Genomic DNA, 17,412 nt, shown 5'->3' with positions numbered 1-17,412 from the left:
CATCGGCATAAATGGCGCTTACTCTTAATAACATATCCAGCAAAGTATTCAACCTTAAAAAGGGCGAAGAAAAAGTAGTAATGCTGCTTACCGGGTATTCGTTTTTTATGGGTTTGGCTTATGCGTATTTCTACACGGCATCAACATCGTTATTCATCGGCAAGTTTGAAATTGGGATGCTGCCTTATGCTTACATGGGGCAGGGGGTAGTGAGCTATTTTGTGTGGCTGCTGTTTAAACGCTTACAAAAATATTTCTCTTTCTCTAAAGTATTTATTGCGGGGGGAATTTTCCTGTTTGTGAGTGTGGTTGGGCTATCGCTGGAATATATTCACAACGAAAGTAAGTTTTCGGCCTATGCCTTATTTGTTTGGTATAATATTTTCCTGCTGCTCAATGGTATTGGCTTTTGGGGTATTGCCGCTAAAATATTTAACCTGAGCCAGGCCAAAAGGCTGTTTGGATTAATTGGTTCGGGCGAGATACTGGCAAGGGTAATCAGTTTTCTATCGGTACCGTTGCTGCTAAAATCTATTAAAACATCCGATCTGTTTTACCTGTCGATGGGCGGATTGGTGATTTGTTTGGTGCTGATGCCTGTTATAACCCGCTATTTGAAAGGGCAAATTAATACCGCAAAACCCAAAGCTAATGCAACAGCCGGGCAGGCTAAAGATAGTGGAAGCATCTTCAAAAACCGGTACTTCCTGTTCATATTTATACTGGCACTCTTCCCGCTATTTGCCACGTTTTATGTTGATTTTATATTTTTAGGACAGGTTAAGATACAGTTTGTTAATGCAAAGGTAATCAGTGGGTTTATCAGTATTTTCATGGGCAGCATGTCGGTTGCCGAATTTATACTTAAAACCTTTGTATCGGGCCGGGTAATGACCAAGTATGGGCTACTGTTGAGCCTCTTGCTATTGCCGGTTTTGCTTGCTTTTTCAACCACTTTGGCGGCCGTTTTAGGTACCTTTTATGGTACGGTAGGTTTGTTTTTCTCATTCATCATCCTGAGCCGATTGTTTGTGCGCGTAGTGCGTACTTTGTTCTTCGACCCATCTTTCCAGATATTGTATCAACCTGTACCCATCGAGCACCGTTTAGGGCTGCAAAGTAAAGTAGAGGGTGTATCCAAATCTATTGGATTTATTTTTGCCGGTGGGATGCTGTTGTTGCTTGCACGTGCTAAATTTTTAGATGTGGTGATGTATAACTACATCTTCCTGGTTATCATTGCCGCCTGGATATGGGTAGCGTACCAATTGTTTCATGAGTATAAGCACCTGCTAAAATCGGCCGTGGCCAAGCTAACCGCCTATGTGGTAAGTGATGATAAAACAGGTGCCTTGGCTATTAGCCAGTATATGAGCATGGTTGATGCTGACAATGTTGCCAAAACTACCGCCGGGCTTAACATGTTGCAAAAAATTGCGCCATCGGCTTTTAATCTTATGTTATTACGCTTGTTGCCAAAAAGTAAAGGCGAACTACAAAAAATCATCCTCGATAAAGTGGAGCAGGATAATATCACCATTGCCGCCCCCATACTCGATTTTTGCCTCAAAAACGAAGACCTGAACGGCATGACCGACCGTTACACCACGCTGAAAACCCGCCTCAACCATATGCAGCGTGCCGACTACAAAGAGGTTTTGCAGGCCGCGCGATCAACCAAAGCTAACGAGCGGTTGAGCGTTGCGCATTTAATGGCCTTTTACCAAAACTACAACGGCTATAAAATATTAACCGAACTGCTGCACGATGACGTGGTAACGGTACGCAATGCCGCTTTAATGGCATCGGGCAACATTAAAAAGCGCGAGTTATGGCCGCTCATGATCAAAGCATTGCTTAATGATGAAACAGCATATGCCGCCATACATGCCATCAAACACGTTGGCGAACCACTGCTGCCTTACCTCGATGGCTTGCTAAATCGTGCCGATTTGAGCAAGAACAGTTATATACGGGTGGTAAAAACCATTGCAGGCATTAATAGCAATAAGGTTGAACCTTTGCTCAAAGCCCATTTAAACCTGGTAGAACCCGATATACGCGATAATATTTTTACCGCGCTGTATAACCGGCATTATCATTTTCCTAAAAATGAGCATCATATGCTCAAGGAATATATTGAAAATGAAATAGATACTATAACCTGGATAACGGCCGCAATACTGGATATTGAAGCTGAACCTGAGGCCGCAGCTTTAAAGAAAAGTTTAGAACTCGAGCTTCGCTTTAAAATTGGATTGACGTTCAAGTTATTATCAATGATGTATGATGCCAATATTATCCGCTTCTTCATCAATAGTTTCGAAAGCTCATCGCCCGAGGAGCGGGCTTACGCTATGGAGGTGCTGGATATGACCGTTCCGGCAGATATTAAAAAGTTGTTTATGCCCCTGCTGAATGATCTGACCAATGCCGAACTGGTGCAGGCTTATGCCGATAGCTATATACAGCAAAAACTGCCGGTAAAAGAACGCTTGATAGACATTATACATAAAGATTATACCAAAATAAACTACTGGACCAAGGCCATGGCGGTTAATATGCTGGCGACTTATGCCGGTAGTGATGATGTGCTACTGTCGCAGATGCTAAGCCATAACAAACTGTATTGCGAAACCGTGCTTTGGCAGCTGTATAACAGCAATTCGTACCTCATCGATGCCGTAAAGGAACGGCTTACCCCGGCCGACCGCGACCGGGTGCTGGAACGTACCAAACGCTTTAAGAACATGAATACCAAGCGATATCTACTAACCGATGTAGTGGGCTTGTTTAAGCTCAATCCGTTTTTTAAAAGCCTGCCCATGTTTGAGCTGATGAACCTTTGCGAGATAGCCAAGCAACAATATTTACAGGAAGGCTATAGCATAACCCTTACCAACGAACACGATACCGAAGCCCTGTATTTTGTGATGAAAGGCCGCCTGCACCTCACCGATAATTACGGCGACCGCTACCTCGAAACTTCGCAGTTCTACTGGTATATTGCGCAGGGCACTACCGATACGCTGGTACTTGATGCCGTGGTAAATACCGCCTATATAAAAATTAGCGCCAGTGCTATGTATGAGATGCTGGCCGGTAATAATAACCGCATAAAAAAGATGATCAATACCCTAATTGCCGGGCCTGTTAAAGAAGCCGTTTTATGAAGAATAAGTTGAGCAAATACGGTTTTAAATTAAGGTGCTTTAGCATTATACTGATGCTATGCGATCTAAGCGGCTTACGGGCTTTAGCGCAAACTTTAGGTGCCGAAAGCGGCATACCTATACAAAAAGAGTTTTTGCCGGCCGATTATAAAGCCAGCGGACAAAACTTTGCCATAACCGCCGATAAACGCGGCGTACTTTACTTTGCCAACTTTAGCGGTGTTTTAGAGTTTGACGGCACCACCTGGCGCACCATTTTAACCAAAGAACGCACAAAGGTAAATACGCTGGTAACCGATACAGCAGGCAGGGTATATGTAGGCACCCGCGGCGAAATTGGCTACTTACAACCCAATAAACTGGGCGACATGCAGTTTGTAAGCCTTACCCATAAGCTGAAACCTTATCATGTCGATTTCCCCGATGTGATAAGCAGTTACAGTGCTTCTGAAGGGGTTTATTTTATAACGGCCAACCAAATTATTTTGTGGAACGGCAAAAAAATGCAGGTGCAAAGCTTTAGCAACCCGTTAATTAGTGCATATTACGTTGATGGATCGTTATTTGTGCAACTAAAAATAGGAGGATTGAAATGTTATGTAGGTGGCAAATTTATACCCGTTGAAGGTGGTGAAATGTTTACCGAGCAGGTAACTATAAACTGCATGATACGTGTGGCTCATAATCAAATTCTTATTGGGTCGGGCAACCAGGGACTTTTTATGTGGAGTCCGGCAGGCGTTATATCATTCAATAGTAACGCAAATGAGTACCTTAAAACTAATCTAATTTCATACGGAACAGCCTTAAAAGACGGTTCGTTTGCGTTTGGAACTATACATGGAGGGGTAGTAGTTATTACCGATCATGGCGTTTCTAAACAGATTTTCAGCAAAAGCACTACCGGATTGTATGACAACAATGTGCATTTTGTTTATGAGGATGATAACCACGGCTTTTGGATAGCTACCGAGAAGCATATTGCCCGTGTAGAAATGCCTTCGTACCTGTCGTTCTATAACAATAAAAAGAACGTGAGTGGCAATGTTACCGGCATTACCCGTTTCCAAGGCAAGTTATTTGCAGGTACCGATCAAGGCTTGCTGCAATATAATACGGCACAAATGCGGTTTACGCCGGTAGCAGGTTTACAAATGCCTTGTCAATATTTGCTGAGATTGAGTAACCAGTTATTGATCGCTACATCAAATGGCATTTACACCTACAACGGCAGCAGTGCACAAAACCTTGCTCAAGGGTATGCTGTAAGCCTGCATCAATCCACCATTAACCCTAACCTTATTTATGCAGGATTATTAAATGGTGTTGTTGTACTCCAAAACAGCGGCGGCAAACTTTTAAGCAAAGGCAGGTTACCCGGAGTTTTTAACGAAGTACGGGAGATAGCCGAAAACGGCAATGATAACCTGTGGTTACAGGTGCCTGGTAAAGGTTTAATTAATTACAGTACCATAACCAACAAAGGCCAGCTTTATAACAAAAACAAAGGGCTACCTTACAGTTCGGGAAATCATTTAAATATGGTGGGCAACCAGCTATTTGTTGGTACGGTAAAGGGAGCCTATCAATACAATGCCTCAAAAGACAAGTTCGAACACGCTAATATTTTCAAAGGCGACTCAACCGCCAATTATAACTGGCTCGACCAGATGCTGGAAGATAAAGCCGGAAACCTGTGGACCACATCGGGCAACGGAACGGATGTAAACTCATTTAAGAAAACAACGGCAGGCTTTGAGCCTAACAACGCAGTGCTGGCACCGGTAAAAGACCAGCAGATATTCTCCATTTTTCCTGATGATAACGGTGCGGGCGTATGGATTGGCAGCGCCGATAATTTAATATTTTTTGATTCGCGCTACGATGTGAAATTTTCGGCAGTTAAACCTGCCCTTATACGCTCAGTTACAGTAAACGCCGATTCGATTTTGTTTAGCGGCACATACTTTAATACTGATAATTTGCCCGCTTACACGCAAAACTCAACCTTAACACCTACGCTCAACTACAAGCATAACAACATAAGCTTCACGTTCACGTCTCCATCAGCAACGGGCGATGGTGCAATGCAGTATAAATACTACTTACAGGGTTTTGATACCGATACAACTACCTGGACGGGGCAAACGCAAAAAGAATACTCCAACCTTCCGGCAGGCAAATACACTTTTCATGTTCAGGCCAAAAATATTTTTGGCTTCAAGAGTACAGAGGCTACTTACACATTCACTATCACCAAGCCATTTTATCAAACTTTATGGGCTTATTTGATCTACTTATTGGTGTTGGCTGGTATTGTAATTTTGGTGGTAAGGCTGAGGTCACAAAAATTACAGCGGGAAAAAGAGAAACTCGAAGGGCTCATTAAAGAGCGCACCGCCGAGGTGATCATGCAGAAAGAAGCCATCGAAAGCCAATCGCAGGAGTTGGCAGGTAAAAATGATGAGTTGGAAAAGATCAACCTCATAGTAAAATCCATCAATGCCGAAATAAATTTCGATAACCTGATGCAGGCTATTCTGGAGCGGGCAAAGATCATCAGAGGTGCCGAAAAAGCGGCCATGCTGGTGTTTGATAAAGCAAGTGGACATTTTAAATTTAAGGCAAGCTATGGTTACAATACCGCAGTTTTAGATGAAATAGAAATTACTCCTGATGATGCCCAAACCCGTTACCTTTCAACTGCCGAAGAAATTTATGAAGACATTTATTTCGTAAAATCGGTAAAAAGCATACGTAATGATGCGCAACTGGCAAGTGTTAACAAAGCCAAATCGAGCCTCATGATGGTAATTAAGCTTAACCACCAGATACATGCCTACATGATCATGGAAAACTGGCAAAAGCGAAACGCCTTTGACGAGCGCGACTTTAGCCTGTTGAAAAACCTGAAAGAGCACTTTGTGGCTGCTGTAATTAAAACGGAATTATTAGAGGATATTCAGGATAGTTTAATTAATCTTAAAAACACCCAGGAACAACTCATCCGGCAGGAAAAAATGGCTTCGATAGGGCAGTTGACCAAAGGTATCGTGGACCGAATATTGAATCCTTTGAATTATATCAATAACTTCTCATCGCTATCGGCCAATTTGGTTGATGAATCATTAGAGGTGATGGATAAGCCGGAAATGAATGCCGATGATAAGGAAGAAATGCTCGATATTTTATCTACCGTAAAAAGTAATATGCATAAGGTGCATGAGCATGGCAGTAGTGCATCGCGTATTGTTAAGGGTATGGAGAAAATACTGCGCGAAAAATCGAATATATTTATCAGTACCGATATTAATAAACTCATAGAAACCAGCGTAAAACAGGCGGTGGCAGAAGGGAGTAAAGAGTTTCCGGGAGTAGAGGTTACTATTAACATGAACCTCAACCGCACGCTCGAAAATGTTGATGTGTTGCCGGTGGAAATGAATATGGTATTGCATAACCTGATTTCAAACTCGTATTATGCAGTTGCCGATAGAAAAAAACAACAGCCCGATCATCAGCCTCAAATTAGCATCAGCACTACTTGCGATGCCGAGCGTTTGGAAATAAAGATTTGGGATAACGGTAAAGGTATTTTATTACAGGAGCGAAAGCAGTTGTTTCAGCCGTTTTTTACCACCAAACCTACCGCTAAGGGTACTGGTTTGGGCTTATATTTGAGTCAGGATATTATTAAAGAGCATAAAGGAACCATTACGGTAGAAACAGAAGAAAGCGTTTACACCGAATTTACGATCATCATTCCCAAGAACCGAAACATTACGCTAAGCAATTAATCGCACTTTAACATGGATGTAAACCCACAACCATTAAATGGTATAGCCGTGCAAACTCCCGAGCAGCTACAGCAGGAAATTGAACGCCTGCGGACTGTTTTACAGGAGCAGGACAAGCTGGCATCCATAGGCCATTTAACGGCAGGTATTTTGCACGAGATACGCAACCCGTTAAACTTTATGATCAACTTCTCGAAGGTAAGCGTAAGTTTACTCGAAGACCTGAAAGAGATTTTAGGTAAAGGGGCCAATAACCTTACCGAAGATGATATTGACGAGCTTACCGACATTGAAACCAATTTAGGCCTTAACCTCACTAAGATTACTGAAAACGGCGAACGTGCCATGCGCATCATCGTAAACATGCTGGCACAATCTCGTCAGGAAAACATAGAGAATTTTGAGCCTACCGATATAAATCAATTAGTTGATGAATTTGTAAAACTTGCTTACCAGGGCATTCGTGGCAACAACAGCAACTTTAATGTATCCATTAAAACTAATTTTGATGCAGCCATTGGTAAGGTAAATATTGATGCACATGATTTAGGTCGTGCCATACTTAATATTATAAACAACGCTTGTTACGCCATGGAAGATAAATGTAAACTGGCTGAGCAGGGCACTTACGCGCCTCAAATACAGGTTACTACCGCCAAAACAGTCCAGGGCTTTTTGATAAGCATTAAAGACAATGGCACCGGCATCCCCGATGAGGTTAAGGAAAAGATATTCAAACCATTTTTCACCACTAAACCCAGTCACGAGGGTACTGGTTTAGGGCTTTCGATGACGTACGACATTATTAACAAAATACATAAGGGTACGCTCGATGTAAATTCATTACCTGGCGAGTACACCGAATTTTTGATCAATATCCCCGTAAAATCAAACTAAATAATAACACTACTCCAATATATAATTATGATAACCATATTATGTGTAGATGATGAGCCGGATATGGAAATGCTGGTAACACAGCAGTTTCGTAAACAAATCAGAAACAAAGAATATGAATTTATTTTTGCCTGTCACGGTCAGGATGCTTTAGAAAAACTCGCAGCCTACAGCGAGATAAAAATCGTACTCTCGGACATTAATATGCCCGAAATGGACGGTTTGACCTTTCTCTCCAAACTCAAAGAGCTTAATTTAACCGACCTAAAAACCATCATGGTTTCGGCGTATAGCGATATGGACAACATACGCACGGCCATGAACCGCGGCGCGTTCGACTTTATAACCAAGCCCATCAATTTTGATGATATGGATATTACCATTAAAAAAACGCTTAGCGAAATTGAGGTATATACTAACTTTCAGCATGATAGGGATAAGCTGATCGCCATAGAGAAAGATTTAGCCATAGCCTACGAAATACAGCAATCAATGCTCCCAAAAAAGGAAAACCCGTTCCCTGACAGGCAAGAGTTTTCGCTGCATGGTTTGCTGCAACCCGCCAAATCTGTAGGAGGCGATTTGTATGATTATATGTTGCTTTCAGATAACCGGCTGTTTTTCCTCATCGGTGATGTATCGGACAAGGGCGTACCCGCCGCCTTGTTTATGGCCATTACCCGCACGCTTTTTAAAACGCATTTTACCAATTATCCCAATGCCGATTTAACCGAGCAGATCATTCGCATAAACAACATACTTTCGCGCGATAATCCATCGTTTATGTTTGTAACCGTATTTGCCTGTATATTAGACATTACGACAGGTATGGTAGAGTATGTAGATTGCGGCCACGAACAACCGCTCATATTGCGCAAAGCAACCGGCGATATTGAAATAGTAAAAAAGAAAGACGGCGGCTTACCTATTTGTTTGGTGGAGGAATTTCCATACTTCTCATCAACCTTTCAGCTTAACCCCGGTGATACACTTGTGCTATACACCGATGGACTGGAAGATGCCCGCGATGCCAATGATGTACGATTTACTATAGAGCCCAGCAAACAACTGCTTAAAAGCGCTCTCATAAACGAGGAACCGGCAAAAATTAACACCCAGCTTTTACTCAATGTAAACAGCTATATTGGCCAGGCTAATCAGTTTGATGATATTACATTGCTTACGCTGAAATACAATGGCCAATAGTGATTTGTCAATTGTGAGTAGATATAATAAAGAGATAAATAATAAACTATGTCATCTCGAACGATAGTGAGAGATCTTTTCGAATTGATAAGCTAATCACCTTGAAAGATTTCTCACTATCGTTCGAAATGACATAGTAGGTAAAAAAATATAACTAAAAAAAGCCCTCCCGCCTTAGGCGGAGAGGGGTTGGGAGGGGCTCATGCTACAAATAACACCCGAATGGCTTAAAGGTACCGAAGTACTTAAACAAGTACCCGACGACCAGTTGCAATGGCTTATAGATAATAGTCGGCACTACATATTAAATGATGGTGATTACCTGTTTGAGCGCGATAAGCCCATAACTGGTACCCATTTTATTATATATGGTAAAGTGCGTTTATATTTTACCCAGGGAGGTGTAAGGCGCGAGCTTGCTACTATGCGCGACCGGTCTATCACCGGTTACCTGCCCTATTCGCGCGGTAAGGTATCAATGGATTTTGGCGATTCGGTTGGCGAAACGCAGGTAATGACCTTGCCTATGGACAAGATCATGGATCTTATAAGAGGCCACTTTGAACTTACACAGGCTTTGGTGGGCGTTATGAGCAACCGTGTACGCGAATCGACAGCATTAATTCAACAAAACGAAAAGATGATGGCTTTGGGCAAACTGTCGGCAGGCTTGGCGCATGAGTTGAACAATCCGGCGGCATCCATCGTGCGTAATGCCGCTTCGCTCATGAAACATCTCGAAAACCAGCCCGAAACCTTTGGCAAACTCATTTCGGTAGATTTGGATGCGCAGAAGGTTGCCACTATAAAACAGAAAGTTACTCATATACTTGAAAATAAAAGCGATATTAAGTTAACCCTGCGCGAACGCAATAGTCTTGAAGACGAAATTGCTGATTGGTTTGACGACCACGATATTGAAAATGGTTACGAAATGGCAGAAACTTTTGTAGAAAAGGGATTTAAAACCGAACATCTCGACCCCATTTATCAGTGTATGACTCCAACTGCGGCTTCGCCGGTTTTTGCATGGATCTATGACATTATGCTTTCGGCCAAAATGGTTGATGATATTCATCATGCCTCGCAACGTATAGCCGACCTCATTACATCTATAAAAACCTTTACCCACATGGATCGCGGCGCCGACCGACAGTTTGCCAAGGTGGATACAGGTATACGCAACACGCTCAAAATGCTCGGTCATAAAATTAAGGCCGGCAACGTAATAGTGCATGAAGACTATGACGACAATCTGCCCGAAATAAAAATGCTGGTAGGGGAGCTCAACCAGGTATGGACCAACCTGATTGACAATGCGCTTGATGCCATGGAAGTTAACGGAAAAGGTAACCTCAACATCCGTACCCGGCAAGACCGCGAGTTTGCCGAAATTACCATAACCGACAACGGTCCCGGCATAGCCGATGATGTGAAGAACCGTATTTTCGATCCGTTTTTTACTACCAAACAAATGGGCAAGGGTACCGGCATGGGTTTGGAGGTAGTGCAGCGCATTGTTAAAACTCAGCATCAGGGTTCTATTAAGGTAAACAGCAGCCCCGGTCATACGGAGTTTATAATTTGTATACCCATAAACCCCTCCTAAATCCTCCCCAAAGAGGAGGACTTAAAACATGCTGTAATTGTTCACCCCCAGAATAAAAACACTCCCTCTCCTTTGGAGAGGGCTGGGGTGAGGTTTTTTTTATAATTTAGTCTAAAATTTACACTACACATGAGCCGCCCTATCATATTTGCCATCGACGATGATCCGCAGGTTTTGCGCGCGTTAAACCGCGACTTGCGTTCACAGTACGGCAAGGAGTATAAAGTAATGAGTACCGAATCGGCAAACGAGGCATTAGAAACCCTTGTTGAAATGAAAAATGCCGGTGATGTTATAGCTATTTTCATAAGCGACCAGCGCATGCCCGAAATGCCTGGTGTCGACTTTTTGCAAAAGGCCGTTAAAATTTACCCCGATGCCAAAAGGGTGTTGCTAACCGCCTATTCAGATACCGATGCTGCCATCAAGGCCATTAACGATGTACAGCTCGACTACTACTTAATGAAGCCATGGGACCCGCCTGAGGAGAAATTATATCCGGTGGTGAATGATTTGCTAAACGATTGGCAATCGCATTACATACCAGCTTTTAAGGGTATTAAACTGATCGGTTTCCAGTTTTCGCCACAATCACATATCATAAAAGATTATTTGGGCAGTAATCTTATACCATACCAATGGTTGGATATTGAGCGCAATGAGGAAGCTAAAACTCTTTTTGCAGCTAATAATCTTTGTAACGACCAGCTGCCCACCGTTATATATGAAGATGGTGCTTTTGAAGCCCGGCCAACCATTAACAACATTGCCGAAAAGCTGGGTATCAGCGCAGCACTAAGTAACGAGATTTACGATGTGGTAATTATAGGTGCCGGTCCTGCGGGTTTAGCGGCTTCGGTTTATGGAGCATCCGAAGGATTACGCACCTTATTAATAGAGCGTAAAGCACCGGGCGGCCAGGCCGGTTCAAGTTCTCGTATCGAAAATTATCTGGGTTTCCCGGCAGGTTTAAGCGGGTCCGATTTAACGCATCGTGCCATTACACAAGCCAAACGTTTGGGTGCTGAATTTTTATCGCCTCGTTCGGTACAAAACATACAAGAACGTGATGGTTATAAGTACATTATCCTGGAGGATGGTTCAGAAATTATCAGCCGCTCGATCGTAATTACTACAGGGGTTGATTATCGCAAACTCGAAGTAAAAGGCGTTGACCAATTTACGGGTGCCGGTGTATATTACGGTGCTGCAATTACCGAGGCTTCGGCTTGTAAAGACAAGCAGGTATACATTATTGGCGGTGGTAACTCGGCCGGTCAGGCGGCTATGTACCTGTCAAAATTTGCCCAAAAGGTAAATATTGTTATCCGCCGCGAAGATTTAACGGCTACCATGTCGGCTTATTTAATTGAGCAGATTGCCGGTACACCAAATATCGAGGTATTAGCATTTACCGAAGTAATTGAAGCCCGTGGTGAAAACAGTTTAAAAGAATTAACTATAATTAACGTAAATACCAAAGAAACCAAAGACGTGGAGGCCAGCGCTCTATATATATTTATTGGGGCTAAACCCTACACCGAGTGGGTGCAAATGGGCATCATCAAAAGCAAAGGCTTTATTGAAACCGGGCGCGACCTTACAGGCTACGATGAATTTAATAAACAATGGAAGCTTAAACGCGATCCGTTTTTGCTGGAAACCAGTTGCCCAGGAATTTTTGCCGCAGGTGATGTACGTGCCGGGGCTATGAACCGGGTGGCATCGGCTGTTGGAGAGGGCTCAATGGCTATTAGCTTTGTACATAAGTATTTGGCAGAGGTTTAATGCGAATTAAACTGCTTACAACGTATAGTTTAACATTAGCCATTTGCATTGCAGATGGCTTTTTTGGTATAAGTTGTTTCAGGATAATTGCAAAAGCCAGGAAGTAAAATATTACTATATTTTCGGATATTAATGCCACAAACTGTTAACTGAAATTGTACCCGATGAAACAATCTTTACTTTTTTTATTAGCCTTTACCATATTGGGCACTCCTGCATTGGCTCAAACCAAACAGATGCTCAAACCTAATGATGCCTATAAAATTTCGGCGCTGAGCGACCCGCAATTATCTCCCGATGGCAAATGGGTTTCGTACAGTCTTTCGGATGTTGATACGGCCAAAAATAAGCGTACCACCCACCTGTGGATGCAAAGTTGGGATGGCAAAGAGTCGGTACAGTTAACGCATGGCGATGATGCTGCAAGTACAGCGCGGTGGAGTCCTGATGGAAAATATCTGTCATTCATGTCCTCAAGAGCGGATAGCAAGAACTCCCAGGTTTGGGTAATTGACCGCCGGGGAGGAGAAGGACGTAAGCTCACAAATATTAAAGGTAATATTAACAGCTATGCCTGGAGTCCGGATGCTACCAAACTGCTTATGGTAATAACCGATCCCGAATTTAATGGTAAAGAGGCACCAAAAACACCTAACCCCATTCAAATAGACCGTTACCATTTTAAACAGGATGGGCAAGGCTATTTGTCGACTAAAGAGCACTCGCACTTGTATATTTATGATATAGAGAAGAAAAAACTTGATACTCTTACCCGTGGCGACAAAGATGAAGAGGCAGCAGAGTGGAGCCCTGATGGCAAACAAATTGTATTCACCAGTAACCGCACCGCCGATCCAGACTATAATGCCAACGACGATATTTATGTGATAGATGCCAAGCCCGGTGCTAAAATGCAACAGCTCACCATCTGGACCGGCACCGAACGTCAACCGCACTGGAGCCCCGATGGTAAACACATATCATACCTGCGTTCAACAAGCAACGCCAATTACATTATGTATGATCAAAGTGTACTTTTTATGATGGATGCCGATGGTAAAAATAATATTATCGTAACCGAACAGTTAGATCGCGGAGTAAGTAGCGTTACATGGACAAAGGACAGTCAGAATATTGCCTTTTTAGTTGGCGACGACCGCTTGGTTTACATGGCTCAATATAATTTAGCAACTAAAGCTATTACAACTATTAATAAGGGCATGTATAGCTTTAGCGATGTTAAATATCACAGTCCCGATAACTGGGTAGTGCGTACGAGTAATCCATACCTTCCGCCTGAGTTGTTCGCATTGGAAAATGGGAAACTTCGCCAGTTAACTTTTCATCAAAAGCAATGGTTGAGTGGAGTTAAACTGGCGCATGTAGAACCATTCCAAGCAGTAAGCAAGGATGGCAACAAGGTATCAAGCGTATTATATTTGCCTGATAGCTCCAAGCGTAAAAATTTACCGTTGATTGCTTTTATTCATGGCGGTCCAACCTCTCAAGATGATTACAGTTTTGCGTTAATACAGCAAACCTTAGCCAGTAATGGTTATGCCGTGGTAAGCATTAACTATCGTGGCAGTTTGGGTAGGGGCATAAACTACACCAAGGTAATTTCAGGAGATTGGGGCAATAAAGAAGTGCTGGATATTTTGGGTACGGTAGATGAATTGGTGAAACAAAAAATTGCCGACCCTAACCGTTTAGGCATAGGCGGCTGGAGTTATGGCGGTATACTTACCGACTACACTATTGCCACCACAACACGCTTTAAAGCGGCTTGCAGCGGTGCAGGTACCGCATCATTACTGGGTATGTATGGTATTGACCAATACATTTTGCAATATGATAATGAATTGGGGGTGCCATGGAAAAACGTAGATAAATATCTCAAACTATCGTACCCATTCCTGCATGCCGACCGCATAAAAACGCCAACCCTGTTTATGGTTGGTCAGCGCGATTTTAACGTGCCGGCCGCCGGTAGCGAGCAAATGTACCAGGCTTTGCGTACACTCAATGTTCCGACAGAACTAATTGTTTATCCAAATCAGTTTCACGGTTTAAGTGTACCCACTTACCAGGTTGACAGGGTACAACGTTATTTAGATTGGTATGGCAAATACTTATTAGGGAAAAATAAAAACTAATGAAAAATTTAATAGCTTTAATTTCCTAAAACCAGTTTCTTAAAATATATTTAATTGTATTCAGAAAGTTTAAAATGGGTTCTGTACATCCTTAATTTTCAAATCATATGATTATGATCTATATTTTTAACGTATCATCAAAAATGTAATCTTCTAAATGCTTTTTAGTAGTTACGTTAAAGCGGAGGTAAAGTAGTACAGATGCTATACCTAAACCGGCTACCAGCCCATACCAAACGCCTTCGGCTCCCATATGGAGGTTGATACCCAGTATATATCCCAGCGGCAAACCAATTACCCAGTAAGCCAGCAGTGTAATAAGTGTTGGCATGTTTACATCGCCCATGCCGCGTAGTATGCCTAAGCCAATTACCTGTGCACCATCAAACAGTTGAAAGATGGCCGCAATAATTAACAATTTGGAGGCAATGGCGATCACACTAACATCGGTTGTCACTATCCAGGGCAGCCATTTGTTGGCTACAACAAATATGAGTGCCGTTATGGTCATAAATGCCAGTACAATATGGTAGCTGGCAATGGCCGATGCTTTGAGCTCTCCAAAGCTTCTGGCTCCAAAGTAGTTGCCCGATTTAATTGCCGCTGCCGATGATACACCGCTGGCCATCATGTAAGTTAATGAAGCAAGGTTAATGGCTACCTGGTGTGCGGCCTGTTCTACTGCGCCAATCTGGCCTACAATAATAGCCGCCGCACTAAATGCGCTCACTTCAAAAGTGTACTGTAATGATACCGGCGCACCTATACCAATGAGTTGTTTACAGCGTTTTAAGCTGATATAGCTTATAGAAAAGTCTTTTAAATACGCCTTGAAATTCTTCGACCTGAAAACGTATATGCCCATTACTATGGCCATAATGGTACGGTCTATCAATGTGCTGTAACCCACACCACTAATACCCATTGGTTTTATACCAAATAGGCCCTTAACAAAAATTATCCCGAGGCAAATATTAATTACATTGCCCCATATGGAAATCATCATGGCCTGGCGGGTAAAACCCAAACCTTCGGCAAACTGTTTAAACGTAGTAAACAGCATGAGCGGAATGATAGAAACCGATAGTAGCAGTAGGAAAGGTTTAGCCTGTTTTAAAACCTCGGGCGATTGTTTTAGCAGGGCAAGTACATTGCCCGCGCCAAAGTAAATAGCTATAAATAACACAATGCTGAATAGGAGATTGATGAAAATACTGTTGGATAGTAACCGGCCACAATCGGCATAGTTTTTTTGTCCGTTGTTTTGAGCTATGAGCGGAGTAATGCCATAAGCAATTCCTAAACCCATTACCATGGCAACCACAAACACACTATTTACCAATGATACCGCCGCAAGCGATATGGTGCCGGCAAAATGGCCCACAATAATACTATCGCTCAGATGCACCAGTGTGTGCCCTAACTGTGATATTACAACCGGTATAGCCAGTTTAAGGTTATCACGGTAATGTTGTTTATAGGGCTGAAAAGAAAAAGGCATAAAACATATTTAAAGGAACAGATCGATGACAAGCAGGAGGGACGCACCCTAAGCTGCTGTATAGAATTCTTCCTTTTCGGTGGTATGAACGCGTATTACGCCCGAGAGCACCAGGTTAACCATAATGCGTTGGGCGCGTCGTCGGCTCATGTTCAGTAGTTCGCAGTATTGCCTAACGGTTATGCGCTCATTTTGATCCAGGTACTCCAGCAAGGCTTTTTCTTTGGATGAATACTCGATGAGTACACCTTCGTTCTTATCAGATCGTTTGAGCACATCCACCACTATTTTACTGGCCAGTACGCTTTTGTCTTTTACGCGAATGTAAACCCACCACTTGCCATCATCGCCCAGGGCATAGTGGGGTTTGGTATCACTGGGTTCAATTTCAACTACCAGCACAACCTTATCGTCAATATAAATCTCTTCAAATATGGGGTCGAGGGCCGGTTTGGCATAAAAGTGAGCCGCTTTAGTAATCATGTAACGTTCTTCGTCTTCCGATTTTACACCCTTAATGCCTCCATCGTCAAGCACGCCGATCAGTAGTTTTCCGCCCTTGTTGTTAGCAAACGAAACCATGGTTTTGGCTATTTTTTCGCAACTGGTAATGGTTTTTTTAAAATCCAGCGAAACGCCTTCTCCCTCCATAATAAGCCTCTTGATGTTCATATTAATTCAGCGTTTCAGTAGTAGTTAAATAAGGGGTGAAGATCTCCATCCAGCGTTCGGGTTTATTTATAACTGTAAAGCCGTACTGCTCATACAATCCATGTGCATCGGCCGTGGCTAACGACCAGCGTCTCAACCCCTGCAGGTCTGGGTGTTCAAAAATATTTTGTATTAACCATTTTGATAACCCTTCACCGCGGTAATTGCTTAATACAAACACATCGCATATATAAGCAAACGTGGCCATATCGGTCACTACGCGTGCAAAGACACATAATTTACTTTCCTTGTAAATGCCAAAGCAGATAGAATTTTCTATAGCCCGCTGCAGTCTTTCGGGCGGAATGCCTTTGCTCCAGTAAGATTCATTATTAAGAAAATTATAGATTACTTCAAAATCAAGCAATTGCTTATCGGTAGATATGATGTAGCCTTTACTGGCAAATTCGGCATCAGTGATTGAATTTTTTTCCATGGTAATTTTCTCACCCCAATGATGCTAATATAACGTAATCGGTATTGTTTTATGGCATTTTTACTGTCATTATTTATTAACATAGGTAAGTATGTATACAATATTTTAGCTGATTTTTCTATATAAAGTAAACAATAT

At 42.5% G+C, this 17,412-nt stretch carries 10 protein-coding genes; 7 read left to right on the top strand and 3 right to left on the bottom strand.

What is annotated here, in order from left to right; all coding sequences use genetic code 11:
• Positions 1-11 precede the first annotated feature (11 nt).
• The 7 genes from QE417_RS02905 to QE417_RS02875 all read left to right on the top strand — a co-directional run bounded on the left by QE417_RS02905 (position 12) and on the right by QE417_RS02875 (position 14,626).
• A complete protein-coding gene (locus QE417_RS02905; protein WP_311947402.1) occupies positions 12-3,173 on the top strand; it encodes a hypothetical protein in 3,162 nt (1,053 codons plus the stop codon).
• Positions 3,170-6,970: a sensor histidine kinase gene (locus tag QE417_RS02900; RefSeq protein ID WP_311947401.1), complete on the top strand. Its 3,801-nt coding sequence runs from the start codon at positions 3,170-3,172 to the stop codon at positions 6,968-6,970. The genes QE417_RS02905 and QE417_RS02900 overlap by 4 nt, the downstream gene beginning before the upstream one ends.
• Before the next feature lie 12 nt (positions 6,971-6,982).
• A complete protein-coding gene (locus QE417_RS02895; protein ID WP_311947400.1) occupies positions 6,983-7,867 on the top strand; it encodes a sensor histidine kinase in 885 nt (294 codons plus the stop codon).
• A gap of 27 nt (positions 7,868-7,894) precedes the next feature.
• The gene (locus QE417_RS02890; RefSeq protein WP_311947399.1) at positions 7,895-9,073 is read left to right on the top strand and encodes a PP2C family protein-serine/threonine phosphatase; all 1,179 of its coding nucleotides are present in this window, start codon (positions 7,895-7,897) and stop codon (positions 9,071-9,073) included.
• 202 nt (positions 9,074-9,275) lie between these two features.
• The gene (locus QE417_RS02885; RefSeq protein ID WP_311947398.1) at positions 9,276-10,682 is read left to right on the top strand and encodes a sensor histidine kinase; all 1,407 of its coding nucleotides are present in this window, start codon (positions 9,276-9,278) and stop codon (positions 10,680-10,682) included.
• A 129-nt stretch (positions 10,683-10,811) separates the two neighbouring features.
• Positions 10,812-12,470, top strand: a complete 1,659-nt coding sequence (locus QE417_RS02880) for an FAD-dependent oxidoreductase (RefSeq protein ID WP_311947396.1) — start codon at positions 10,812-10,814, stop codon at positions 12,468-12,470.
• 164 nt (positions 12,471-12,634) lie between these two features.
• Positions 12,635-14,626, top strand: a complete 1,992-nt coding sequence (locus QE417_RS02875; RefSeq protein WP_311947395.1) for a S9 family peptidase — start codon at positions 12,635-12,637, stop codon at positions 14,624-14,626.
• A 118-nt stretch (positions 14,627-14,744) separates the two neighbouring features.
• Here the strand turns inward: QE417_RS02875 and QE417_RS02870 are convergent, their stop codons facing one another.
• From QE417_RS02870 to QE417_RS02860, 3 genes are read right to left on the bottom strand one after another with little or no spacing between them, the layout of a single operon-like run.
• Positions 14,745-16,127 carry an MATE family efflux transporter gene (locus QE417_RS02870; protein WP_311947394.1) on the bottom strand — a complete coding sequence of 461 codons (1,383 nt, stop codon included), beginning with the start codon at positions 16,125-16,127 and terminating at the stop codon, positions 14,745-14,747.
• Positions 16,128-16,175: 48 nt separating this feature from the next.
• The gene (locus tag QE417_RS02865) at positions 16,176-16,799 is read right to left on the bottom strand and encodes an RNA-binding domain-containing protein (RefSeq protein WP_311947393.1); all 624 of its coding nucleotides are present in this window, start codon (positions 16,797-16,799) and stop codon (positions 16,176-16,178) included.
• 1 nt (position 16,800) lies between these two features.
• A complete protein-coding gene (locus QE417_RS02860; RefSeq protein WP_311947392.1) occupies positions 16,801-17,274 on the bottom strand; it encodes a GNAT family N-acetyltransferase in 474 nt (157 codons plus the stop codon).
• Between the last annotated feature and the right edge of the window lie 138 nt (positions 17,275-17,412).

The sequence above is a fragment of the Mucilaginibacter terrae genome, assembly GCF_031951985.1.
Classification (GTDB): domain Bacteria; phylum Bacteroidota; class Bacteroidia; order Sphingobacteriales; family Sphingobacteriaceae; genus Mucilaginibacter; species Mucilaginibacter terrae_A.
The sequence above is the reverse complement of the archived record's forward strand: the minus strand, read 5'-3'. Positions and strand labels throughout refer to the sequence as shown.